The sequence below is a fragment of the Neobacillus cucumis genome, from assembly GCF_023715505.1.
Genome location: NZ_JAMBOH010000007.1, coordinates 253,759 through 277,806 on the forward strand (window position 1 = coordinate 253,759; position 24,048 = coordinate 277,806).

Annotated in this window: 20 protein-coding genes and 1 riboswitch; of the genes, 6 read left to right on the plus strand and 14 right to left on the minus strand. The window is 39.7% G+C overall.

Annotated features, from left to right (window positions below; all coding sequences use genetic code 11):
* Positions 1-24: 24 nt before the first annotated feature.
* The 5 genes from M3226_RS13170 to M3226_RS13190 form a co-directional block, all read right to left on the minus strand.
* On the minus strand, positions 25-996 hold the full coding sequence (locus M3226_RS13170; RefSeq protein WP_251566041.1) for an electron transfer flavoprotein subunit alpha/FixB family protein: 972 nt from the start codon (positions 994-996) through the stop codon (positions 25-27).
* Positions 997-1,022: 26 nt separating this feature from the next.
* Complete coding sequence (locus tag M3226_RS13175) at positions 1,023-1,787, minus strand: electron transfer flavoprotein subunit beta/FixA family protein (protein ID WP_251566042.1); 765 nt, start codon at positions 1,785-1,787, stop codon at positions 1,023-1,025.
* Positions 1,788-1,814: 27 nt separating this feature from the next.
* A complete protein-coding gene (locus M3226_RS13180) occupies positions 1,815-2,963 on the minus strand; it encodes an acyl-CoA dehydrogenase family protein (protein WP_251566096.1) in 1,149 nt (382 codons plus the stop codon).
* A 25-nt stretch (positions 2,964-2,988) separates the two neighbouring features.
* Complete coding sequence (locus M3226_RS13185) at positions 2,989-3,843, minus strand: 3-hydroxyacyl-CoA dehydrogenase (protein WP_251566098.1); 855 nt, start codon at positions 3,841-3,843, stop codon at positions 2,989-2,991.
* 160 nt (positions 3,844-4,003) lie between these two features.
* Positions 4,004-5,197 carry a thiolase family protein gene (locus M3226_RS13190; protein ID WP_251566044.1) on the minus strand — a complete coding sequence of 398 codons (1,194 nt, stop codon included), beginning with the start codon at positions 5,195-5,197 and terminating at the stop codon, positions 4,004-4,006.
* A 229-nt stretch (positions 5,198-5,426) separates the two neighbouring features.
* Between M3226_RS13190 and M3226_RS13195 the strand changes: the two genes are divergently transcribed.
* Positions 5,427-6,242: an IclR family transcriptional regulator gene (locus tag M3226_RS13195; RefSeq protein WP_251566046.1), complete on the plus strand. Its 816-nt coding sequence runs from the start codon at positions 5,427-5,429 to the stop codon at positions 6,240-6,242.
* Positions 6,243-6,518: 276 nt separating this feature from the next.
* Here the strand turns inward: M3226_RS13195 and M3226_RS13200 are convergent, their stop codons facing one another.
* The 5 genes from M3226_RS13200 to M3226_RS13220 all read right to left on the minus strand — a co-directional run bounded on the left by M3226_RS13200 (position 6,519) and on the right by M3226_RS13220 (position 12,649).
* A complete protein-coding gene (locus M3226_RS13200) occupies positions 6,519-6,965 on the minus strand; it encodes a YaiI/YqxD family protein (RefSeq protein ID WP_251566048.1) in 447 nt (148 codons plus the stop codon).
* 142 nt (positions 6,966-7,107) lie between these two features.
* On the minus strand, positions 7,108-9,168 hold the full coding sequence (locus M3226_RS13205) for a beta-galactosidase (protein WP_251566050.1): 2,061 nt from the start codon (positions 9,166-9,168) through the stop codon (positions 7,108-7,110).
* Between the two features lie 78 nt (positions 9,169-9,246).
* Positions 9,247-10,161: a carbohydrate ABC transporter permease gene (locus M3226_RS13210; protein WP_144563774.1), complete on the minus strand. Its 915-nt coding sequence runs from the start codon at positions 10,159-10,161 to the stop codon at positions 9,247-9,249.
* A complete protein-coding gene (locus tag M3226_RS13215) occupies positions 10,158-11,111 on the minus strand; it encodes a carbohydrate ABC transporter permease (protein WP_251566052.1) in 954 nt (317 codons plus the stop codon). Before M3226_RS13215 ends, M3226_RS13210 begins: the two co-directional genes overlap by 4 nt.
* 68 nt (positions 11,112-11,179) lie before the next feature.
* Complete coding sequence (locus M3226_RS13220; RefSeq protein WP_251566055.1) at positions 11,180-12,649, minus strand: ABC transporter substrate-binding protein; 1,470 nt, start codon at positions 12,647-12,649, stop codon at positions 11,180-11,182.
* A gap of 297 nt (positions 12,650-12,946) precedes the next feature.
* On the opposite strand from M3226_RS13220, the gene M3226_RS13225 reads away from it, so the two are divergent.
* Complete coding sequence (locus M3226_RS13225) at positions 12,947-14,164, plus strand: glycerophosphodiester phosphodiesterase family protein (protein ID WP_251566056.1); 1,218 nt, start codon at positions 12,947-12,949, stop codon at positions 14,162-14,164.
* Between the two features lie 113 nt (positions 14,165-14,277).
* Here the strand turns inward: M3226_RS13225 and M3226_RS13230 are convergent, their stop codons facing one another.
* From M3226_RS13230 to M3226_RS13240, 3 genes are all read right to left on the minus strand, one after another.
* A complete protein-coding gene (locus M3226_RS13230) occupies positions 14,278-15,471 on the minus strand; it encodes an NAD(P)-dependent malic enzyme (RefSeq protein WP_251566058.1) in 1,194 nt (397 codons plus the stop codon).
* Positions 15,472-15,928: 457 nt separating this feature from the next.
* Positions 15,929-17,119, minus strand: coding sequence for an FAD-dependent monooxygenase (locus M3226_RS13235; protein WP_251566060.1), 1,191 nt, complete (start codon positions 17,117-17,119; stop codon positions 15,929-15,931).
* Between the two features lie 51 nt (positions 17,120-17,170).
* On the minus strand, positions 17,171-17,425 hold the full coding sequence (locus M3226_RS13240; RefSeq protein WP_251566062.1) for a YciI family protein: 255 nt from the start codon (positions 17,423-17,425) through the stop codon (positions 17,171-17,173).
* A 209-nt stretch (positions 17,426-17,634) separates the two neighbouring features.
* Between M3226_RS13240 and M3226_RS13245 the strand changes: the two genes are divergently transcribed.
* Complete coding sequence (locus M3226_RS13245; RefSeq protein WP_251566064.1) at positions 17,635-18,405, plus strand: IclR family transcriptional regulator; 771 nt, start codon at positions 17,635-17,637, stop codon at positions 18,403-18,405.
* A gap of 297 nt (positions 18,406-18,702) precedes the next feature.
* Entirely contained in the window at positions 18,703-20,037 is a 1,335-nt protein-coding gene (locus M3226_RS13250; protein WP_251566066.1) for an MFS transporter, read from the plus strand.
* A 93-nt stretch (positions 20,038-20,130) separates the two neighbouring features.
* Here the strand turns inward: M3226_RS13250 and M3226_RS13255 are convergent, their stop codons facing one another.
* Positions 20,131-21,330 carry a phosphoglycerate dehydrogenase gene (locus tag M3226_RS13255; RefSeq protein WP_251566068.1) on the minus strand — a complete coding sequence of 400 codons (1,200 nt, stop codon included), beginning with the start codon at positions 21,328-21,330 and terminating at the stop codon, positions 20,131-20,133.
* A 147-nt stretch (positions 21,331-21,477) separates the two neighbouring features.
* Positions 21,478-21,556, minus strand: a riboswitch (ZMP/ZTP riboswitch).
* 330 nt (positions 21,557-21,886) lie between these two features.
* Here M3226_RS13255 and M3226_RS13260 point away from each other — a divergent pair.
* Positions 21,887-22,759, plus strand: a complete 873-nt coding sequence (locus M3226_RS13260) for a TRM11 family SAM-dependent methyltransferase (RefSeq protein WP_251566070.1) — start codon at positions 21,887-21,889, stop codon at positions 22,757-22,759.
* An 85-nt stretch (positions 22,760-22,844) separates the two neighbouring features.
* Entirely contained in the window at positions 22,845-23,903 is a 1,059-nt protein-coding gene (rlmN, locus tag M3226_RS13265; RefSeq protein ID WP_251566072.1) for a 23S rRNA (adenine(2503)-C(2))-methyltransferase RlmN, read from the plus strand.
* Positions 23,904-24,048: the final 145 nt, after the last annotated feature.

Genomic DNA, 24,048 nt, shown 5'->3' on the forward strand with positions numbered 1-24,048 from the left:
CATACATATCCTGTAGCTTGATAGTTAACAAGGAACCACTACTTTTTTAAATTCTTCCGTTAAAAGAGGCACCACTTCGAACAAATCGCCAACTATTCCGTAGTCCGCTACTTGGAAAATCGGAGCTTCCGGATCCTTGTTGATGGCCACAATAACTTTAGAATTGGACATTCCAGCCAAATGCTGAATGGCACCGGAAATCCCGCAAGCTATATATAAATCGGGAGTTACCACTTTTCCTGTTTGTCCAATTTGTAAAGCATAATCACAAAACTCAGCATCACATGCTCCTCGTGAAGCTCCGACTGCGCCGCCTAAAACTTCAGCTAATTCCTGAAGAGGTTTGAATCCATCCTTGCTTTTCACGCCGCGGCCGCCGGATATGATTACTTTTGCTTCACTCAAATCCACTCCACTAGACGTTTTGCGAACGATTTCTTTAACAATTGTTCGTAAATCTTTAATAACCGGCTGGAATGGAACAACCTCAGCAACGACAGGGTTTTCTTGTATCTCAAAGTTATTCGGCCTTAGTGTGGCAAACACCTTACCCTGGTTAAATGCCTTCTTTTGAAAAGCCTTCCCTGCATAAATAGGACGAGTAAAGATGATGTCGCCATTCTCCAAATCTGCCCCTGTGCAGTCTGAAGCGAGTCCAGCACCTAATCTTGCAGCCACTCTTGGAGCCACGTCTTTTCCAATGGCTGTATGTCCCATGAGAATGACTTCGGCCTGCACTTCCTCAATGACCTGACATAATGCCTGGGTGTATGCATCGGTTGTATAGGTTTCCAGGGCTGCGTCTTCCAGAACATATACTTTATCGGATCCGTATTGACTTACTTCCTTTATAAATTCAGTTGCTCCTGTACCAAATAACACGGCAGTGACTTTACCTCCATTCGCCAGCTGCCTGGCTGATGTCAAGGCTTCAAAAGAGACATTGCGAAGCTTTCCATCTTTGCTTTCTACAAAAACAAGTACATTTTTACTCATGTGATTTTCCCTCCATAATAACCTAATCAGACTACTTTTGCTTCACTGCGAAGCAGATTAACAAGGTCATGAACTTGTTGGCCAATTTCGCCTTCTAAAACTTTTCCTGCTTGTTTTTTTGGCGGCAAATATTGATCTTGAATAGTTGTTCGATTAGTTAAGTCATCTTCAGATAACTCCAGATCCTCTAATGTGAAAAGTTCAAGAGGCTTTTTCTTTGCTTTCATAATCCCTGGCAGGGAAGGATAACGCGGCTCGTTTAATCCTTGTTGAGCTGTTGCCAGGAATGGGAGATTTACTTCAATCACTTCTACATCTCCCTCAATATCACGTTGGACGATTGCCTTACTGCCATCAAGAGAGAGTTTGGTAATCGCTGCGACTTGAGGGATACCTAATTCTTCAGCCACCCGAATGGCGACTTGGCCTGATCCGGAATCTACCGCCATATTTCCTCCGAACACTAAATCGTATTCCTGCCCTTTAATTGCCGCTTTGATGATTTTGGCGATGGCATACTCGTCTGCCTCTTCCTCCAATTCAACGAAGATCCCTTTGTCTGCTCCCATAGCAAGTGCTGTTCTCAAAACGCTCTCAGATCGAGCCGCCCCAACCGTCAATACAGTTATTTCTGCCCCTGAATCTTCCTTGATTTTAACGGCTTCTTCAACTGCATACTCATCGTACGGATTAAGGATAAACTCTACATTTTCCTCACTAATTTTTCCATTTTGGATCACAATTTTCTCTTCCGTATCAAAGGTCTGTTTCACTAAAACTAAAATATTCATATTCTGAAATCCTCCTATTCTACAAATTTAGAGATATTCCCGTTTTAACTGCGCTGCAATAATATTTTTCTGGATTTCGGATGTACCTTCGTAAATCTTGGTTATTCTTGCATCCCGATAGAAACGTTCCACAGGGAATTCAGCAATATAACCAATTCCCCCATGAATCTGCACGGCTTTATCTGCGACACGATTATAAACCTCTGAACCGAGCAGTTTTACCATGGCCGCTTCCTTAATGACCTTCATCTCTTGGTCTACCATCCAGGCCACTCGGTAGGTCATGCTTCTTAAGGCTTCTATCTCAAGAGCCATGTCAGCTAAATAATGTTGAATAATTTGTTGTTCAAAAATCGGTTTGCCAAACTGAATTCTTGAATTTGCATGTTGAATAGACATTTCTAACAGTTTATCGCAAGAGCCTAGGTTTCTTGCTGCAAGCCCTGCCCGGCCATTGGCAAGTATTTTTAAAGCATTAACATACCCTTGTCCCTCTTGACCAAGCACATTTTCTACAGGGACTTCACAATCCTCAAAGAAAATTTCAGCGGAATGGGATCCGTGAAGACCCATTTTCTTTTCTTTTTTTCCGACTGTGAACCCAGGAAAGTCTTTCTCTACGATAAAGGAGGTAATTCCTTTTGCTCCTTTTGATGGATCTGTTACGGCCATAACCGTAAAGACATCCGCGATAGGCGCGTTGGTAATGTAATGTTTGCTCCCATTTAAGATATATTTATCTCCTTTTCTTACCGCGGTTGTTTTCAGGTTCGTTGCATGTGATCCAGCACTAGGTTCTGTCAAAGCAAAGGCACCGATCATTTCCCCTCTTGCCATTCTTGGCAAATATTTCCTCTTTTGTTCTTCATTTCCCATCTCTACGATCCCAACAGAACCGATCCCTGTATGGGCACCGATGACGGTGGTATATCCATTATGTGTTCTGCCTAATTCCTCGTAAATCGCACACTTGCCAACCATTCCGATTCCCGTTCCGCCGTATTCTTCCGGGATGCTTAATCCAAACAAGCCCATTTCCTTAGACATGTTCATAATTTTTTCAGGAATTTCATCCTTTTCTTCAATTTTCATTGCAAGCGGATCTACTTCGTTATCAACAAAATCGCGAATACTTTGTTTTAAAAATTTAATATCCTCAGATAATTGGAAGTTCATAATTTCCACTTTCCTTCCTACTCTATTATTTTTTATTAGTGTAATCAAAAAATCCCCGGCCAGATTTCCTTCCTAATCGCCCTGCTTTAACATATTTCACAAGCAAAGGGGATGGACGATACTTTTCTCCTAATTGATGATACAGATATTCCATATTTCGTAAGCGGCTGTCCAATCCTACAAGATCTGCCAATTCCAGTGGACCCATCGGATGATTTAAACCATACTTAAGGGCTTTATCAATGTCTTCGGCTGATGCCACTCCTTCCATCAGCATGTTCATGGCTTCATTTCCAATTAGACAATTCATTCGGCTTGTTACAAAACCAGGAAACTCATTGACTTCAACTGTTACTTTCCCCATCTTTTCCGCTACTTGTTTGACCACTTCTACTGTCGCATCAGATGTATCCAATCCTCGAATAACCTCGATTAATTTCATGCGATGAACAGGGTTAAAGAAGTGCATTGCGATACATTGATCAGGCCTTCCCGTTGCGGCTGCAATTTCGGTCGGACTCATTGTGGATGTATTTGTAGCCAGGATCACATGTGCTGGTGCCAACTCATCTAGTTGCTTAAAGATATTGATTTTCAACTCCATAATTTCTAAGGCCGCTTCGATGACCAAGTCGGTTTGACTTACAGCTTCCTGCAGCTCAGTGGTATAAGAAAGATTTTTCTTTGCGTCAGCCCCCTGTTCCAATTGGACGAATCCTTTTTCCACACTTTTTTTTATCAACGTTTCGATATATTCTCTGGCGTTTTCAATCGCTTCGTTAGAGATGTCTTGTAAAGTTACTTCAAATCCAGCTAATGCAGCGGAATAGGCGATTCCTCGTCCCATAGTGCCACCGCCAATCACTGTGATATGATTAATCATTTTAAACCCTCCCAGCATTTTATAATATTCATTATCTCATATACGGAATGTATATATCATATACGGAACAATATTTCCAAAAAAAATTATATTAACCTCTCATATAATCCGGTCTTGCATTTTTTCTACTAATCTTTCCACTTCTATATAATTGACACTAAACTTGCATATTTTCTACGATCGTTGTAATCCCCTGACCTCCTCCAATGCAGAGTGTGACTAATCCATACTTTTCTTCTCTTCGTTCCATTTCGTGCAATAGTTTTGTCAATAGAATGGCACCTGTAGCTCCAAGAGGATGACCTAATGCAATGGCCCCGCCATTAACATTTACTCTTTCCAAATCTAAATGAAGTTCCTTTATCACAGCAAGAGCTTGAGCAGCAAAGGCTTCATTCAATTCAATTAAACCGATATCATCTCTAGTGAGTCCAGCTATAGATAGCGCTTTCTTTGTGGCCTGCACTGGGCCAATCCCCATAATTTCCGGAGAAACCCCTGAAACAGCCTGAGCAATAATTTTTGCTTTTGGTTTAAAACCATACTCTTGTGCGGCGTCCTCCGACATCATTAAAACAGCAGAAGCCCCATCGTTTCGTCCACTGCTATTTCCCGCAGTTACTGTACCGTTTTCTTTAAACACCGGTTTTAAATTTCCCATCTTTTCCAGACTGGTTAATCGCGGGTGCTCATCGATCTCAAAAGTCTTTACCTCTTTTCGTTGCTTGACTACATAAGGAACAATTTCCTTCCGAAACCGCTCATTCTGGATTGCTTTTTGTGCAAGTTCCTGACTGCGAAAGGCAAATTCATCCTGTTCTTTTCTCGATATTTTATACTGCTCGGCTAGATTTTCCGCCGTATATCCCATTGTGAGATTCCCATAGATCTCAATTGGCTGTGAACGCGGTTGGCTTTCCGTATTAGGATCGACAATCTCTCCATTTCCTGAACCGTATCCATAGCGAGCCTTTCTTATATAATAAGGTGCTGTGCTCATCGATTCGGCACCGCCGGCTATGATGACATCTGATAACCCACCCATAATTTGCAAGGCTGCATTATTAATGGCCTGAAGTCCTGAACCGCATTGTCTGTGAACGGTATAACCTGGGACCTCAACTGGTAGCCCTGCACGTAAAAGAGCCAATCGGGCAAGATTAGGGGAATCCGCGCTTTGTTTGGTCTGTCCTAAAATCACCTCTTCCACTTGATTTTTGTCAATTCCCGTTCGTGATACAATTTCTTCGATAACTTTTGCAGCAAGGAAGTCCACTTCTACATCTTTCAAGCTGCCTCCAATTCGTCCCACCGCAGTACGTACTGAATCAATAATGACAACATTTCTCAATTTTCATCCTCCTCATACTTTTGGCCATTTAGGAATAAGTCTTACTGTTGGTTTGTTCCGCACCAGGAACAACATTCCCATCTTGGAACAATAATACTATTTATCTACCCTATAGGTCAATAGAATTTTTAGAAAATTATCAATATTGACAAACAGTAAGGTGAAAAATTATAATATAACCCAACTAAAACCTGTAAGGTGTACAGGAATTTTGAATAGGAGCTTGTTCATGCAAAAACAAAATGAAAAGGAAAAATCAGAGGTTCCTGCTTTAGAGGCATCCATTAAAATTCTGGAATATTTAAGTCGTTATACAAGTAAGGAACGTTCCCTTTCACAAATCTCTAAGAATTTATCAATAAATAAAAGTACTTGTCATAGAATTCTAAAATTATTAAATCATTATCGCTATGTCTCATACGATGAGACTTCTAAACAGTATAATCTTGGACCCTATCTGATCATCTTAGGCTCTAGAGCTTCAGAGTTTATCGATTACCTCAAGCTTGCAAAACCATACCTCAAGTGGGCATGCGAACAAACAAGACTAACGAGTGTTTTGCTTGAACCTTTATCCAATGATCGATTAATGTATGTTGCCAAGGAGGAACCCGACCTGCCGGATAACCCTGTTCAAGTGACAGTAAAATTAGGACAGCATTTCCCGGTAACTAGTGCTTCTTTTGGTAAGTGTTACTTAGCGTTTCTGGAGGAAGAAAAAAGAAAAGAAATTATTCAAAAAGTTAATTTTAAACAATTTACCGATAAGACCATTACAGATTTTGAAACATTTCAGGAGAGTTTAAATGAGGTTAGACGAAAGGGCTATGCAGTCAGCTATGAAGAGCATACACAGGATGTTTTCGGTGTTGCAGTACCTATCTTTGACCTTTATGGCGACATAAAAATGGTGATTGCCTGTATCGGTTTTGCTTCACAAATTAGTGAGGAACATATTTCATTCTGTGGAGATATACTCAAAGAAGCATCGAAAAGGATAATGGAAGTCATTGGCGGAAAGGAACCCGTATATAATAAAATTTAAAATCTTGATATACTGTACACAATCTGAATAAAAAAAGGAATTCATACGAAAATACCCCATAACACCTCTTGGATATTTCTATTTTCTGAATTTATCGTTTATGAATATAAATAATTTTATACAATGTTAATGAATCTAAGTTTTTTATGCAATGTCTTATTCAATTAAACTAGCAATAGGTAAGTGTTTGATGTAATCTCCGGCTTTTCTACTGCTCCACATAACATAGGGACGGTTCTCATGCTTATTTTTAAGCATGAGAACCGTCCCCATGTTTCATTCATAATGCAGGATAACTTGTTTAAAAAGCCTTCTAAATTGCTCCCGATCTTCTTCCGTTAAAGGCTTGGGCCCCTTTGTTCGCTTGCCGCTTTTGCGAGCCATTGCACTTAAATACCGTGTTTGTAATAATTGGTCAATGTTTTCATTTGTATAGCTGAACCCTTTATGATGAAGGACTATACATCTTTTTGCTAATCCTAGCGATGCAAGACCATAATCTTGCGTCACAATAATATCTCCCGTTTCTGCTAATTTCATAATTCGGTAATCGGCAGCATCTGCACCAGAATCCACATAAATAGTTTCTACTCCTGATGGTTGTTCCACATTGGAAAAATGGGAAAAGCTTGTAACTAGGATCACAGGGATGTTTGCATTCCTTCCTTCAGCAATAATAATATCCTTTACCGGACAGGCATCTGCATCTACATAAACTTTCATCTGAATCTCTCCTGTAATGAAGTTCGAATTAATAGTGATACTATTGATTAATTGAGCTTTTGTCAAATGGTGTAAGCTTGGAAACCTCAATAATTCAACTTTTGTTTCCACAAAAAAAAAAGCAAGAGGACCGTCCCCTTGCTTACCCTTCAAGTATCATAACCCCATAACCTTCAATAGCTATGCCTCCATTAAGAGTTTGCCCTGTTAATTTTTCTTTTATAGGTTTGCTCAAAGTGATTTCTTTTGGGTCTTTGTTATAGTTTAGCAAATAAATTAGGGCCTTTTCAGTATCAATATGCTTACGTATAGAGAGTTCAACGTCTTCTGGAAGCTTTAGTATATCTGAAACAGGTGAATTCAACTGCGTTCTATCTACCAAAAGATTTACGATCTCCTGGTTAAAAACAGCTCCGTAATAGTAGACATCACCATTCCCAAAAGTATTTTTTACAAGTGCAGGCTGTCCATCATAATACGCATTCTTATAAGTCCCCAGCACCTCGGCCTGATCTGATTCAACATGTAATATATCGTTGAAAGATTCTGCTATAATTTCCTGATGTTCCTCTACACCTTGAATAGAGATTTTCGGTGGTGCCTCGTTAGGACCAATCATCGTAAAGTCATCGACTGTCACTCCACAAAGCTCCGCAACCGGACCTGGCATTGGTGTTAAATAACAATGACCAGAATTATCCTTATAACCTGTCCTGCAGCCAAATACAATCTTACCGCCTCTATTAACATAATCTTTTAGTAATTTCGCCTTCTCTTCCGGCATAACAGCTGAATGAGGGTAAACTAGCAGCTTATATTTTAAAAGGTCCTCTACTGTGGAGCTTTTAGTTAGGAATAATGCATCAACAGGAATATGTCGTCGTTGTAGGACTTTAAACCAGGCCATCTCACTCTGTGAATTGAAAGGACCATACCACCGATCTAACTCCCCATCCCATTCATTGTCATAATCTTTAACAATCGCTACATCCGCTTGATATTTTGAGCCAACGATCTCCTCCCCGATCATTTCCAATTCTTTCCCCACTTGTTCAGCTTCTAAAACACGGCGATTTTTACGATTGTCGTAATTATGAATCCCATGCCAATAGATTTCGGTCCCGAAAGCTGCCGTACGCCATCTAAAATAGAGCAGCATGTCAACACCGTGTGCGATAGATTGATAGGTCCACAACCTGAGCTGACCTGGTTTTGGAGCCGGCATATCCATCCGATTCACCCAGCCTCCAGGACCTGATTGCTGTTCCATAATGCAAAAATTGGAAGAGATGCTTCGTGCTACACTTAAATTCCAGCTCCATTTTCGGTCTAACAATGGATTTGGTCCTTTGTCTGGATAGATTGAGCTAAACTGTGGATAAGAGTCATAAGAAATAAAATCAAGGCATTCATCAGCCAGCTTATGACTATCCAAATGGCCAAAAAGTCCATTGGTCGTAATCCACTGATTTGGTGCAAGCTTTCGAATAATATCCACCTGATTTTTAGCAAACGCGATCGCACTATCTGAGAAAAATCGTTTCTCATCCAGTGCTTGGTGAGGATTAGGAGAATCACTCACCGTTGGCCGCGTCAAGTGAACTTGACTCCATTCTGTATAACTTTGATTCCAAAAAACCGTTCCCCAGCGTTGATTTAACTCAGTCAACGATCCGTATTTATTTTTCAGCCAACGTCGAAATGCCTGATGGTCTGCCTCAGAATAAAACACATTCATTTCGCAGTTAAGTTCATTATCAATTTGCCATCCTATTACAGCTGGATGATCTTTATAATGTTCAGCCATTTTCGTTGCAATTCTGGCACAGAGTTCTAGATATATAGGCGAGTTATAATTGTAATGACGGCGCTGACCGTGTTGATATGGAACTCCCTCCTGAGAGACATTCAGTACTTCAGGGTACTTACTTGTTAACCATGCTGGGGGTGTGGCCGTAGGAGTTCCAAGAATCACTTTTAACCCGAAACTGTGCGCTAAATCTATCACTCTATCGAAGAAATCAAATGAAAATTCTCCTTCTTTTGGTTCAAAAATGGACCAGGCAAATTCAGCTAACCTAACTACTGAGAACCCCATTTCTTTCATTCTCTGAAAATCCTTCTCCCATAAGCTTTCTGGCCAATGTTCGGGATAATAGCAAGCTCCTAGAGCAAATGTATTTGATTTAAGTGATTTATCCATTGGTTCTAACCTCTCAATTCATATTTACAATGTAAAGTTTTAACCTTTCAAATGAAACTTAAATCGCGCTTATAAAAATTAGGATTTAACCCCTCCCATAGCGATCCCTGAAACAATATGTTTCCTGAGGATTGGAAACATGATCAACATTGGCAGAATGGAGAGGAAGGAACCAATTAAAATTAACGGATATAATGGTTGCCCTGTCCCTGCCGCATTTAAGTTTGCCGTCCAGATTTGTAAACCTACCGTTAAAGGGTAAAGGCTTGTTTTATTTAATAGAACTAATGGTAAGAAAAAGTTATTCCAAGACCCTATGAAAGTGATTAAAAAGAGTGTTACTAGACCTGGGCGAATAATTGGAAGGGCAATTCGAAAAAAGATCCCGTAGTCGCTTGCCCCATCGACTCTCCCAGAGTCAATCAGTTCATTCGGCATGGATTCCTTGATAAAGACCATCATGAAATAGACACCGAATGGATTTACAATCATTGGTAATAGGACGCCGGCGTAAGTATTGATTAGACCTAGCGATTTAATCATCAAAAAGACAGGTATAGCAAGTGCAGCTCCTGGAATCATTAATGAACCTAATACCGCAACAGTTAAGAAATTTTTCCCCTTAAACACATATTTTGCTAGAGAGTAACCTGCCATCGAACTTACTAAAGTTCCCAATAGGCCCGCGCCTACAGCATAGATAACTGAGTTTAAAACCCAGCGCCAAAACATCCCATCTTGATAAGAATTTAACCATTTTAGATTAGCCATAAGGCTTAAATGCTCAGGAAAGGCGAGCATCGATGTAGTAAATAATTGATTCGTACTTTTGGTCATCGCGACTAGCAGCCAATAAAGAGGAAATAAAAAGTAAGCAGCCATTACAATCATCAGAATCATAGAGAGTGAAGTGGATATTCTTTCTTTTTTCGATTTGCTATGATTCTCCCGTTGAAGATTAGTTGTTGTAAATGAATTCGATTTTAGGCTCATATAGTCTTCTCTCCTTCTCCTGTATAGGATAGTGTCGATGAACTCACCGTTGTATGACTAATGATTTTATTTCTAACTTTCTTCTTCTTAGCTGTTGTTCGTTCAGAAGTGGCATACATAAACAATAAGGAGGCAATAAAAGTAATCAGAACCAAGGTAATGGATAGGGTTGCAGAGTAGGTGAAATTCCCATAGGCAAACGCCATATTATAGATATCCATATTTGGTGTAAAAGTAGCCGGAATACTTGTTAGAGAAGAAAACACATATGGTTCATTAAATAATTGGAGTGAACCAATTATCGATAAAACGGTAGTCATGACGATGACCTGCTTTAGGAGCGGAAGTTTTATATGCCATGCTGTTTGAAACTCATTACAGCCATCAATCTTTGCAGCATCGTACAGTTCGATCGGGATAGAAGTGAGACTTGCAAAATAGATGGTCATATTATATCCAGTCCATACCCATGTAGCCATGTTCATAATCCCATACAAAACAGTTCCTGAATCCAATAAATTAAGCGGCTTTCCGCCTGTAAAGATACCAAAAATACTTAAAATAGGATTCAGGTCTGGGGAATACAGAAACCCCCACATAATTGCGGCTATGACACCTGGTACGGCATATGGCAAGAAATAAATAACTCGAAATAAAGCTTTGTTTTTAACATAGCGACTATCTAAAAAGAGAGCCAAAACTAAAGCCAAAACTAGCATAATCGTAACTTGAACCACCCCATAGTAGGCAACACGGTAAACGGCATACCAAAAGCTTTTGTCCTCCCACGCCGTAAGATAGTTTGTCAGTCCAACAAACTTATACTCCCCTTGGATATTAACGAACAAGCTCAATATGAGCGAATAAACAAAAGGAAAAACAAAGAATAGAGCAAATAAGATGAGAAAAGGTGTAAGAAATATATAGGGAACACGTCGAATCTTTAACATTACCATCCCTCGCGTTTCTGCATTTTTTTAATAGATTCCTCTTACCATTACCTGTTATGATTACTTTCTTAAAGTTCTATTTCTAAGGATGATTGTCTTCTCTTTAAGAACCAAATAATAAGGGCAATAACGACTAAGATAATGACAACCGGTAAGGCAGGCGTATTAAGAGCGGCTAGAGGTTGTTTAGTTGAGCTTTCTGCACCCTTCGAAACGACTTTATACCCCGCTGATTTTGCAAAAACAGTCACTTCATTTTGCAAATTATCAAGCGCTTGATCCCATGTTTGTTCTCCACCAGCTGCTTTAGTAAATTCGATTGTCATTTGGTTGTACACGTAATCCGTCCATGGGCTCCATTGGTAGGAGGTATCAACAGATGCGGCTGCTTTCGCATAGATTGGACCAGAAATTTGATTTTTAAGAGCTGGATTAGGCGCATTCATCTCAGATTGCTGGATACCATATTTATTTCCTGGCACCTGGCCCCGGCCGCCCTTAGTCGTGTCAGTAACATCGAGCTTTTCAGCTGCAGCACTCGTATTAATCCAAGCCGCAAAAAGCGCTGCCGCTTCAGGATATTTCGATTGTGTGGTTACGGCATTGGTTGACCCGCCCCAGTTACCGTCAATAAATTCCCCATTTGCCTCCCATTGAGGAATATCAGCTGCATTCCAGTTATCGGTTCCCTTCTTCACATACGGTTGGATCATGTAGGTTGGCGACCAAGCGGCACCCGATACTGAAGCATACAATCCCTTACCGATGTTGCTTTGCCATTGTGGATTCCAATCATTTGTTGCATGGACAACCCCTTTTTTGATTAAATCCCCCCAAAAATTTATCACTTTCTTTGCTTCAGGACTATTTAAATTAATCTCCCAGCCCTTAGATGTTTTCGTGAATGGTCTGGCGCCGGCCTGCCACAATAATCCCGTAATAAATCCACCGTCGTTTACTGGGAAGTAAGACATATACATATCCGGATTCTGCTTGTGTAACTTTTCGGCTTCTGTTGCAAATTCATCCCAAGTTTTTGGAACTGCTAAATTATATTTTTCAAATATGTCTGGCCGATAAAGTAAAGCCAATGGCCCGATATCTTCTGGAATGGCGTAAATTTTGCTGCCTTGTTTTACCTGGTTCCATGTCCAAGGTTGAAAGTAGGATTCGTATTGTTTTACATATTTTGAAATGTCCAAAATTCCACCTGTATCCACAAACTTAGGGATGTACTGGTACTCAATCTGTACAACATCCGGGGCCCCTGCGCCTGCTTTAATAGCAGTGGTTAATTTGTTATACTCCGCGTTTCCACTTCCAATTAGCGGGTGATCCACTTTAATGTTCGGATACTCTTTGTTAAAAGCTGCAATAACTTTGTCGGGATTTGCTGTCCACGTCCACCAAGTAATGGTTGCGTTTTTCGTGTACTTTGGGTAAGTTGGTTGTTGTACGCCTTTCGCAAAACTGGTTGTTGTTGTGAGAAAGAAACTACAAAGAACAAGCAATGTTACTATAACTCTTCTTTTTTTCATGACCATCCACCTCACTTTTAGTATTAAAATACTGAAAATTTTTAATAATTTAAATATAATTTTGTATGTAAACGCTGTCAATAATAGTTTGTACCCATAGAAACGCGCTGTTTTCCTTACTTTCCATTGAAACTTTCTAGCTGATACACGACCCTTGTCCTAATAATACATGCTTTTATAGGGTAAGATACTATTCCTGATACTTAGCTCTTATATGTATTTTTTCATGGAAAATAATTCTATTTTTATTGTTTTATTATAAAAACAGGCACTGTTTTGGTAGGAGTTGAATTAGTAATGAAGAAAAGCTTGCTTGCCGTTCTTGTTTGTCTGTCTATTACAGCAGCTCCCTATTCCGGTTTGGCACAGTCACTTCAAAACACAGAAATTAAATATAGACAAATGACCTTACGTCCAATAACCACGGATGTAATGGTTATTGCTCATCGCGGGGCGTCTGCCTACGGACCGGAAAATACACTGGCAGCCTATAAGCAAGCAATAATGCTGAAGGCGGATTATGTAGAGATTGATTTGCAAATGACCAAGGACGGCCAGTTAATTGCCATGCATGATGAGACACTGTTGCGAACAACCAATGCCAAAGAACTTTATCCTAATCGCGCCCCATGGCGGGTTAAGGATTTTACACTTGAAGAGATCAGTCGTCTAGATGCTGGTTCCTGGTTTAATAGAGCTAATCCAGAACAAGCAAAAACGGAATACAACAGACAACATGTCCCAACCCTTGTGGAAGTAATTGATTGTGTGAAAAAGTATGGGAACGGAAAGATCGGTCTTTATATCGAAACGAAAGTACCGGGTGCTTATCCAGGAATGGAAGAGAAAGTAATTGAAATCTTAAACAAAGCCAATGTCCTCAATGACCGGAAGCTTTTCCTCGAATCCTTCAGTGAACAGAGCCTGCGTAAATTGAAAAACTTTGCCCCACATGTAAAACTGATTCAACTTTATAAAAGGGGTATGCTTGCCGGCAAAAATGTGTACCAAGAATTCAAGCGCATCTCGGAATATGCAGCGGGTATAGGTCCTTCTAAGGAACTTGTTGGCCGGAAGTTAATCAAGGCCGCTCATCAGAACTATCTCCTGGTCCATCCGTGGACCGTCAATTCTCAGAGGGATATGGCAGCCCTTCTTTCCCTTGGAGTGGACGGTCAATTCACCAATAACACTGACCAGCTTGTAGATTTACTGGAGAATCCCTTTATTTCGCATGGAGTTACCAACGGGGAGATAACGAACACATCAGCTATTTTATGGGCCCGAACCAATGGAAACGCACGAGTTCAATTTGAAATTTCAGCTGATATCCATTTTAGGAACCAAACCATTGTCAAAATAGGCCAAGCGGATAATGAGCATGATTTTATCGTAAGTGTAGAATTTATCGGATTAAAACCTGATACAAAATACTATTACCGAGCCCATACCGTCTCCAGCAAATATACAGTGACCGGTTCATTTCAAACAGCCCCCGAGGAAAACCGCAATTAAACAAAGGGACGGTTCTATTGCTTTTATAGCAGGAGAACCGTCCGAGACTTTGAAGTGTTGGGCTTACATTTCATGAATGTATTAATATAAAAAGCCACTAAAACTATTTATGATTAAATCAATACGCTGATCCTTCTTGAAACGCCAGTTTTCACTGCCGTGGAAGCAACCGCGTCTGCAACATGTACTGCTACTCTCAGGTCAAAAGGATTTGGGATGACATAATCAGCATTCAGTTCTTCCTCTAAAATTAAACCGGCAATCGCATGGACAGCGGCAATCTTCATTTCCTCATTGATTTCTTTTGCCCGAACATCTAATGCTCCGCGAAAAATCCCCGGGAACGCTAAAACATTATTGATCTGATTTGGATAGTCCGACCGTCCTGTACCTACTACCAATGCTCCTGCTTGTTTTGCTTCTTCCGGCATAATCTCTGGTACCGGGTTGGCCATGGCAAAAATAATCGGATCACGCTTCATCGTACGAACCATTTCTTTTGTTACGGCACCTGCTGCTGAAACTCCTACAAACACGTCAGCACCAACAAGAGCATCTGCCAACATTCCTTGTTTTTGTTCCTTGTTTGTAACTTCCGCCATTTCCTTTTTGAATTCATTCATTCCAAATGGCCGCCCCTTATAGATGACTCCTTGTGTATCACATAGAATTACATCTTTTACTCCCATACGAAGCAAAAGCTTTACAATCGCCACTCCTGCTGCCCCAGAACCATTTACCACGACACGAATATCTTCTAGTTTCTTGTACGCTAGTTTAAGAGCATTGATTAATCCAGCAGCTGTTACAATAGCCGTACCATGCTGGTCATCATGGAAAACAGGGATATCACAAATTTTTTGCAGTTGAGCCTCGATTTCAAAGCATTGAGGTGCAGCAATATCTTCTAAGTTTATACCTCCAAAGGTAGGCTCCAATAATTTGACCGCTTCCACAATTTCTTTTGTATCAGTAGTATCTAAACAAATAGGAAACGCATCTACATTCGCAAATGATTTAAATAACACGGCTTTCCCTTCCATTACCGGCATCGCCGCCTTAGGACCGATATTTCCAAGACCAAGTACCGCTGTTCCGTTCGATACAACCGCAACTAGATTCCCCTTCATTGTGTAATCATATACCTTACTCTCATCCTCATAAATATCTAGACAAGGTTCTGCAACACCAGGCGAGTAAGCTAAGCTTAAATCTTTTGCATTTTGTAGTGGAACCTTAGAAGTTACCGCAAGCTTTCCTTGATGTTCTCTATGCATCTGTAATGCTTCATCTCGTAAAACTGACATATTCCAAATCTCCCTCTGTTTTAGGAAAAGCGCAAGCGCCTTGATCAGCCCCGATATAGGGCGACTTGTCGACTGGCCGGCGTAAGCAGGGGAAAAGACTAGTCGCCCTTAATGCGTACAGAAAGCGATAGCTTTCAGTAGCCAAGCATAAGACGAGCCGGCCGAAAGGTTGCTTTTTAACCTTTTGGACGGATTGTCCTAAATGTGGAGGCGACTGTCCTGGGACTCTAGGCTAAGACGTACCCTGCAAGAAGGCGCTTTTTGCCTTCTTCAGGGGATGGCTTAGACTTCGAGTCCCAAGGAGCCGCAACTGGATAAGCTGTAGACCATCGGGGGGCTAGGCGCTGGAGCTAGACAATTCTCAAAGTTATAAACTTTTATACTTTCTAATCTAATTAAAAAGGGGCACCTTTCCTAATCCGATAATGCCCCTTCTTATCCTCCATTGTGATAGCAATCAAATCTTAGCAGGGATTTTTTTATACCCATATAACCAGTCAATCATTTCAAATTCCTTAGCTTCCTTATTCTCTAAAAGAGTATTACGTAGCAAAATGGAAACTGGATTTTCAGCGTGGATTATTTCTCCCCAAGTACGTGCCGATTTTTGTACCTTTGCTGAACGCGGAATTCTTTCTTCCTGATAGGCTGTGAATGCTTTTTCAAAGTTATCCCCATAAACCTTAAGCATATCAGCTAAATAAGAAGCATCTTCTAACGCTTGGCACCCACCCTGTGCCAAGTATTGAAGCATTGGATGTGCAGCATCACCAAGCAGAGTGAAATTCCCTTTCGTCCAATTCTCAATTGGCTCACGGTCATACATTGGCCAGCGGATTTGGCGTTGTATGAACGATAAAGCATTTTCAACAAGAGGGTGACACCCTTCAAATACTCGATCCATTTCTTCAGGAGTTCCCCAGTCATCAGATCCTTCCTGATAATTAGAGCTTTTAAAAACAACAACTTGGTTATATAATTCTCCCCTGCGTACAGGATATTGAACGACATGAAGGTTCGGACCAATCCACATAATAACATCATCCATATTGGCATTAGAACTAATTTCAGAAATCGGAATCGTGCCACGATATGCTACATAATGGGAACAAATTGGCTGATCTTCGGAAAAATACTTACGGGTTTTTGACCAGAGACCATCAGCCCCAATAACCGCTTTTCCTGTAAATTGTTCTCCCCTTTGATTTGTAACCGTTACACCGGCTGGGGTTTCTTCAACTGTTTCAATAACCTGATCATTAATAAGACTGATAAGCGGATTCTTTTCACATGCTTCAAATAACACTCGATGTAAATCTGAACGATGCAATACAATGTAAGGAAAGCCATATTTCGCCCTAAATTCTTCCCCTAAATCTAAGGCTGATAATTCCTTAGCTGTAAAAACATCTTTTAAAACAAGTCGTTGTGGAAAAACAGCATACTTTGCGATTTCATCAGCAAGCCCAAATCGGTCAAGGACTGCCATAGCATTAGGTCCCATCTGAATCCCTGCCCCAATCTCTCCAAACTGAGGTGCTTGTTCGAACACCACCGTTTTCTGACCTGCTTCTGCTGCTGCAAGTGCTGCCCCTAATCCACCAATTCCGCCGCCAATCACAAATACTGCTTTTTCTAAATTAGTCATTATTCCATCTCCCATTTTTAAATTTAAATTCTATTCTTTTAAAAAATACCGTTAAACCGCATTCCATTCTTTCACTTTGTAAACGGATTCATTTTCATGATTCATTGGGTCATTTTTTACAACCATTCTTGCTTCCTCTAAAGAATTCGCTTGCAACACATATGCTCCTCCGGTTTGGTCTTCAAATCCACCCGCAGTAATTAGTGTTTGAACTTCCCTCAAATTTTGTAAAAATTCACGATGGCCTTGAATGAAATCGCCTGTAAAAGAGGGTTTTCTTTCAATCAATACCAAATATTTCTTCATTTCATCACCCCAGATAAATATTCTTCTTAAAAATTATCGAAATAGATAACTCTTTTCTCTATTTATATAATAAAATAAATTTTATAATGTTGTCAATATTATCAAAAAAAAATGTATTCAGAAATCTAGATATTAATTTTGATAGTGGGATATCGGTAAACCGCTATGCTAAGATAAGAATAAGAGAGGGTTTCTATAGGAGGGTCACGATGGAAGGCTTAAAAAAAGGAACAACCATTCAATCATTGCAAGTAGGAATGGGGATTGTAGATTTAATTGCCAAACAAGGAAGGCCGTTAAAATTTACAGATATTCACGATTTAACAAAGGTTACAAAAAGTAATTTGTATAAATATTTAAATACCTTTACACAATTAGGGATCCTTTATCGTTACAAAGATTCCGGAGAATATGTTCTAGGAAGCAGGTTGATTGAATACGGAATGTCTGCAGTAGATCAAGAAAATGTTATTGAACGAATTACACCATATCTACAAGAAATTAACGTGAAATGTTCGAGTACCGTTCTTTTTTCCAGCTGGACTCATAATGGTCCTATGGTCGTTAAAGAAATTAACACAAACCGAGGGTTTAATATTGGAGCTCAGAAAGGAACACTTCTTCCCATTCATTCTTCAACAGGGAAATTGTTTAGGGCCTTTATGGATGAGCAGTTGATTCGTGAATGGAAGGAGAAAGAATTCAAGCAGCTCCCTCCAGAAAGGGTTAGTGAGCTTGAAGAAGAACGCAGATTCATTCAGGAGAGAAAAATTGCCTTTGCAAGGGAACCCCTAGTTTCATCTGTATCCTCCGTTTCTTTCCCTGTATTTAACTTCAAAGAAAAACTCCTTGGAGCAGTCACGATTGTAGGCTTTTCCGAGTTAATACCTCAAAATGAAGAAGATGAAGTAAGTCATTATTTGATCCAAATTAGTAAAGAAATATCCATAGGGTTTGGATATCGAGCTATTGCAGATTAGGGCGATTATGAATAGGCAATAAACAAAAAAGCGGGGAAATCCTCGCTTTTTTAATTTATAAATTAAATTAATAGAACCAAAACTCCATTCACTCCACTTACGTTAGTTTACAGAAAACTATTAATATTTAATTTTTTATATTGAAATTTAATGATACTCTGTTTATAATCTCTAAATAGATAACATTATTCACTATTTTTATAGTATAGGTGGTGTTTAATAAGCAAAGTGACAAAAGTAAATGCACTTTAGTAAGCGTTATCATTAATTTCTAGGTAAAAATAAGGGGGAGATTATTTGGCAGCCATTAATACAGCAGAGGTTCTTGCTAAAAGTAAATTTAGCCGTTTTCATCTAGGCTTACTTCTATGGAGTTTCTTTATTATTTCATTTGATGGATATGATTTGGTGGTATACGGGACCGTAGTACCAACCCTAATTGAAAAATGGCACCTTTCTCCTGTCGAAGCAGGTGCTATTGGAACGTATGGATTATTTGGGATGATGTTCGGTGCCATACTCTTCGGAACACTAGCAGATCGTATTGGAAGGAAAAGCGTTATTAATATTACGTTGATTCTGTTTAGTTTATTTACATTCTTATGCGGCTTTGCAAATACACCTACTGTTTTCTCAACCTTACGCTTCTTTGCAGGATTAGGACTGGGAGGAATCATGCCGAATGTCATCGCATTGTTGACCGATTATGCACCAAAAACAATGAGAAGTACGGTCGTCTCCATAGTGCTGTGCGGCTATTCGGTCGGAGGAATCCTTGCTCCTTTATTAGGAATTCTTTTAATGCCTAATTTCGGCTGGCAATCCATCTTTTGGTTTGCAGGTCTGCCTCTATTACTATTGCCGTTTATCCATAAGCAATTACCGGAAACGGCTAGTTACTTGATCCGAAAAGGGAAAAAGGAAAAGTTACTTTCCACTCTCGTAAGGCTAAATCCAGAATTAAGTTTTAATCAAAATGACGAATTTGTAGAAATCAAATCAAAAGAGTCTGACTTTCCAGTTATTGGTCTATTTAAAAATAAGAGGGTATTAAGTACCCTTATGTTTTGGGCTGCCTTTTTCAGCTGCTTGTTGATGGTTTACGGTTTAAATACTTGGCTTCCAAAGTTGATGATTGAAGCAGGATATGGACTAAATTCAAGTTTAGCCTTCTTAATTGCCCTTCAAGGCGGTGCCATTATAGGAACGCTGATAATCGGACGACTTTGTGATAAATACGGTTCCAAAAGGATGCTTGTCCCAATGTATGCTTCAGGTGCAGTTGCGTTGACTATCCTGGGATTTGGAGGAAATTCCTTTTTGATTTACCTCTTAGTAGCAATCGCAGGTGCTGCGACAATTGGTGCACAAAATATTGTACAGGCCTATGTATCCCAGTACTATCCCCCATACGTCAGATCCACTGCCTTAGGGATGGCATCTGGCATCGGCAGAATTGGCGGTATGCTTGGACCACTATTAGGAGGATTCCTCTTATCGATTTCTTTACCTATACACATGAATTTCATTGCATTTGCCATTCCAGGATTAATAGCGGCATTAGCCCTTGCCTTAGTGCCAGCGAAGAATGCCTACATTCATGAAAGCGATGCACCTCAGAATCTGTTATGAAAGTCACCAATCTATAATGAATAAAGCACAGGGACGGTTCTAATGCTTCATTGAGCAGGAGAACCGTCCCTGTGCTTCTTTTATTTTGAATGATTAGATAACACGTGATGTAACGATTCCTTCGATTTGGTTAATTTTCTCTACCAATCCAGGAATGATATCGCCGTTTACTTCATTTTCAATGTCAATCATCGTATAGGCATATCCGTTGCGGCTTCTATTCACCATATCAGCGATGTTCAGGTTATAGCTAGAAATAGCTGATGTGATCTGCCCAACCATATTTGGAATGTTTTTGTGGAAAGCTGCGACACGACGTTTTCCTGTGTAAGGAAGCTCAGCGTTTGGAAAATTGACTGAGTTTTTAATGTTTCCTGTTTCCAAAAATTCCTTCACCTGACGAGCTGCCATAATTGCACAGTTTTCCTCTGATTCCGCCGTTGAAGCGCCAAGATGAGGAATGGAAATCGTATTTTTCATTTTTAATACAGTTTCATTCGGGAAGTCTGTAATATACCTGCCAACGGTCCCTTCTTCAAGTGCTACCGCCATATCCACTTCATTTACTAACTCACCACGGGAGAAGTTCAAAATATGAACACCAGGCTTCATAATGCTAAATGTATTTTGGTTAAACATCCCTTTTGTATCATTAGTTAAAGGCACATGAACAGTAATATAATCTGACTCAGCGAACAACTGTTCAATTGTCATAGCCCGCTGTACATTACGAGACAAGTTCCATGCTGTATCAACAGAAATGAACGGGTCAAACCCGATTACATCCATATCTAAATCAAGGGCATCATTTGCTACAAGCGCACCGATCGCACCTAAACCGATAATCCCGAGCGTCTTTCCTTTAATTTCTTTCCCTACGAATTGTTTTTTACCTGCTTCGACAAGCTTTGGTACCTGATCTCCTTCGCCTTCTAAGGTCTTTGTCCAAGCCACACCTGCAAAAAGGTTTCGAGAGGAAGAAATCAAAGAGGTTAATACCATCTCTTTTACGGCATTCGCATTCGCACCAGGTGTATTAAAAACAACAATTCCTTTGTCCGTACATTTGTCGACGGGAATATTATTGACACCAGCTCCAGCACGTGCAATTGCTTTTAAGTTATCGCTAAAATCGAGTGAATGCATATTAAAACTGCGAACAACAATAGCATCAGGATTTTCACTATCATTATCAATTGAAAAATTCCCTTTATTGAATACCTTTAACCCGCTTTCTGCGATATTATTTAATGTTTTAATTGTTTTCACGTTGTCTATAACTAGTGTGCTCATTTTGTATACCTCTCTTTAGATATGATAGTTTTTAATTTCCCTCAACAATCCTACATCAAGCAAAAACCACTAAAGTTTTTTTCTGCAAAATTATGGAAGATCGCCTCCTAATATATAGAAAGAGGTAAGGGAACCTTCTTCTTCCCTTACCTCTGCCCAGGCGAACGGCTTCGACACTATGTGCTCCCTCACGGTTATCCGTGTTTCGCCAGTTACACATAGCCTTTTAAATTTATTTGTATTTTAACAAATATTCGAATACTTTTCAATTGAAAAATAATGTCTATTTTGTTTACCTATATGCACAATGGTTCTACTCCCATAAAGTGGATAACTTTCACTTAATAGTTATTTTTAATTATGCGTCGTTTCTTGGTATAATAAATCAGTTAATAATTTTGATGATTATTATTACTGTTTTTCAGATAACTCTTGAGGTGAAGATGAAATAGATATATTACTAAATAAAGAAAAATTGGATGTTAACCAAGGATTAACGACCTATATATATACGTACGCCTTTTCTGAAGATGAGCGCTCATTGTGTGCGCTAGAAATGCGATCTTTTTTCGGTGATGTATCTCAATCAAACGTTTTGGAAACCTTCGTAAAAATTGATCCGACGCGAAGTCCGTTTATGAAAGAACGAATTAGTGTGATATATGAAGCGCAAAGCCTTGAGGAGCTGTACAAGCAGGTAGAAACTTTACAAATGAACGGGGTAACTTTTAAAGTTATATATGTAAAAAATAGGGATCTGCCAAAAAATAAACAAGACGGATTCGAGAAGCGACGTGAAATTGAACGAAAGATTGGGTTACACATTAAGGGTAAAGCAGATCTTCGTCAACCAGATCGATTGTTTGGCGTCATGCATGTAAACGAAAAATGGGTATTCGGTGAATATGTAAAAAGTGAATCGGTTTGGTTTAGACACCAGCAGAAGCCAAATGGTTATTCCACCGCACTCAACACACGTGTTGCTAGAGCGGTAGTCAATATCGCCATCCCAAATCCAAACGGAATTAAGGCAATCGATCCATGCTGTGGAATTGGAACCGTCCTCGTCGAAGCCCGATCAATGGGAATTGATATGGTCGGAAGCGACCGAAATCAGCTGATTATCCCAGGAGCACGAGAAAATATGATACACTTTGGTCTTACTGGAGAAATAAACCTAGCAGATATGCGTGATATCACCAACCATTATGATGTAGCCATTATTGATTTGCCTTATAATTTGTGTTCGGTGATAACCCCTGAAGAGCAGCTGGAAATGCTTCAGAGTGCACGAAGGTTTGCAAATAAAGTAGTCGTGGTCACCGTTGAACCCGTCGATGGACTCCTAATAAAAGCAGGTTTATCGATTATTGACCGAGCTGTTGCTAAAAAAGGGTTATTTATTCGAGAAGTGATTATATGTAATTGATTGAGCTCCAATTAAAGCCTATTCCATTACATGATAAAGCAATTTAAATGTTAAAAGGTATGTTTAATGAAAAGAGGGGAACGTATTGAATAAAGAATCCATATATGGATTAACTATAGATCAATTGACAGCATGGCTGATCGAGAACGGTCATAAAAAGTCGAGGGCACAACAAATTTGGGAATATCTTTATCAAAGGCGTGTTACATCTTTCTCTGAAATGACGGATGTTAATCAGGCGTGTGTTCAACTCCTATCAGACAACTTCGTGATCCAAACCTTACAGGAGCATATTAAGCAAGAATCAGCCGATGGAACGATTAAGTTCTTGTTCAAATTGCAGGATGGCAACTTAATTGAAACGGTTTTAATGCGCCAAAAATATGGCCTTTCGGTTTGTGTAACCACGCAAGTAGGATGTAATATAGGATGCAGTTTTTGCGCGAGCGGTTTATTAGCGAAAAGCCGGGATTTATCCAGCGGTGAAATTGTCGAGCAGATTATGAACGTCCAACTGCATCTTGACAAAAAAGGCCAAGGAGAAAAGGTAAGTCATGTGGTCGTGATGGGGATCGGTGAACCATTTGATAATTTTGAAAATCTATTAGACTTTATTAAGGTGATCAAGGATGATAAAGGGCTTGCAATTGCTTCTAGACGTATCACCGTATCAACCAGTGGTCTGGCGGACAAGATTGTTGAATTCGCCGACAAACAATTGCAGGTAAACTTGGCCGTCTCCTTACATGCGCCAAATAATGAGCTTCGTACTCGTATTATGAAAATAAACCGTGCCATTCCCATTGAAAAACTGATGAAGGCGATGGAGTATTATATAGAAAAAACAAATCGTCGAATTACGATTGAATATATTCTATTGAGGGATGTAAATGATCATAAGCAAGAAGCAGAACAACTTGCCTCACTCCTTCGTCCTCTAGGACAACAGGTCTATGTGAACTTAATTCCCTATAATCCAGTGGATGAACATAGTCAATATCAAAGAAGTGAACAGGAGTCGGTTCTCTCGTTTTATGATACGTTGAAAAAAGGCGGGGTTAATTGCAAAATCCGCCAAGAACATGGAACAGACATTGATGCCGCGTGCGGACAGTTACGAAGTAAACAAATTAGAAAAGTATAAGCTCAGTAATCTTAAAAGAAGAGGCTGGGACATAACTAGCTTCAAATAGTAAGAAAGGTGAATTTGAACGTCCTCAAATTCACCTTTCTCTATTTTTGGGCTTTAATTCTTTTATTATCTTAGTTGTTGGCAGTGAATTTTCTTA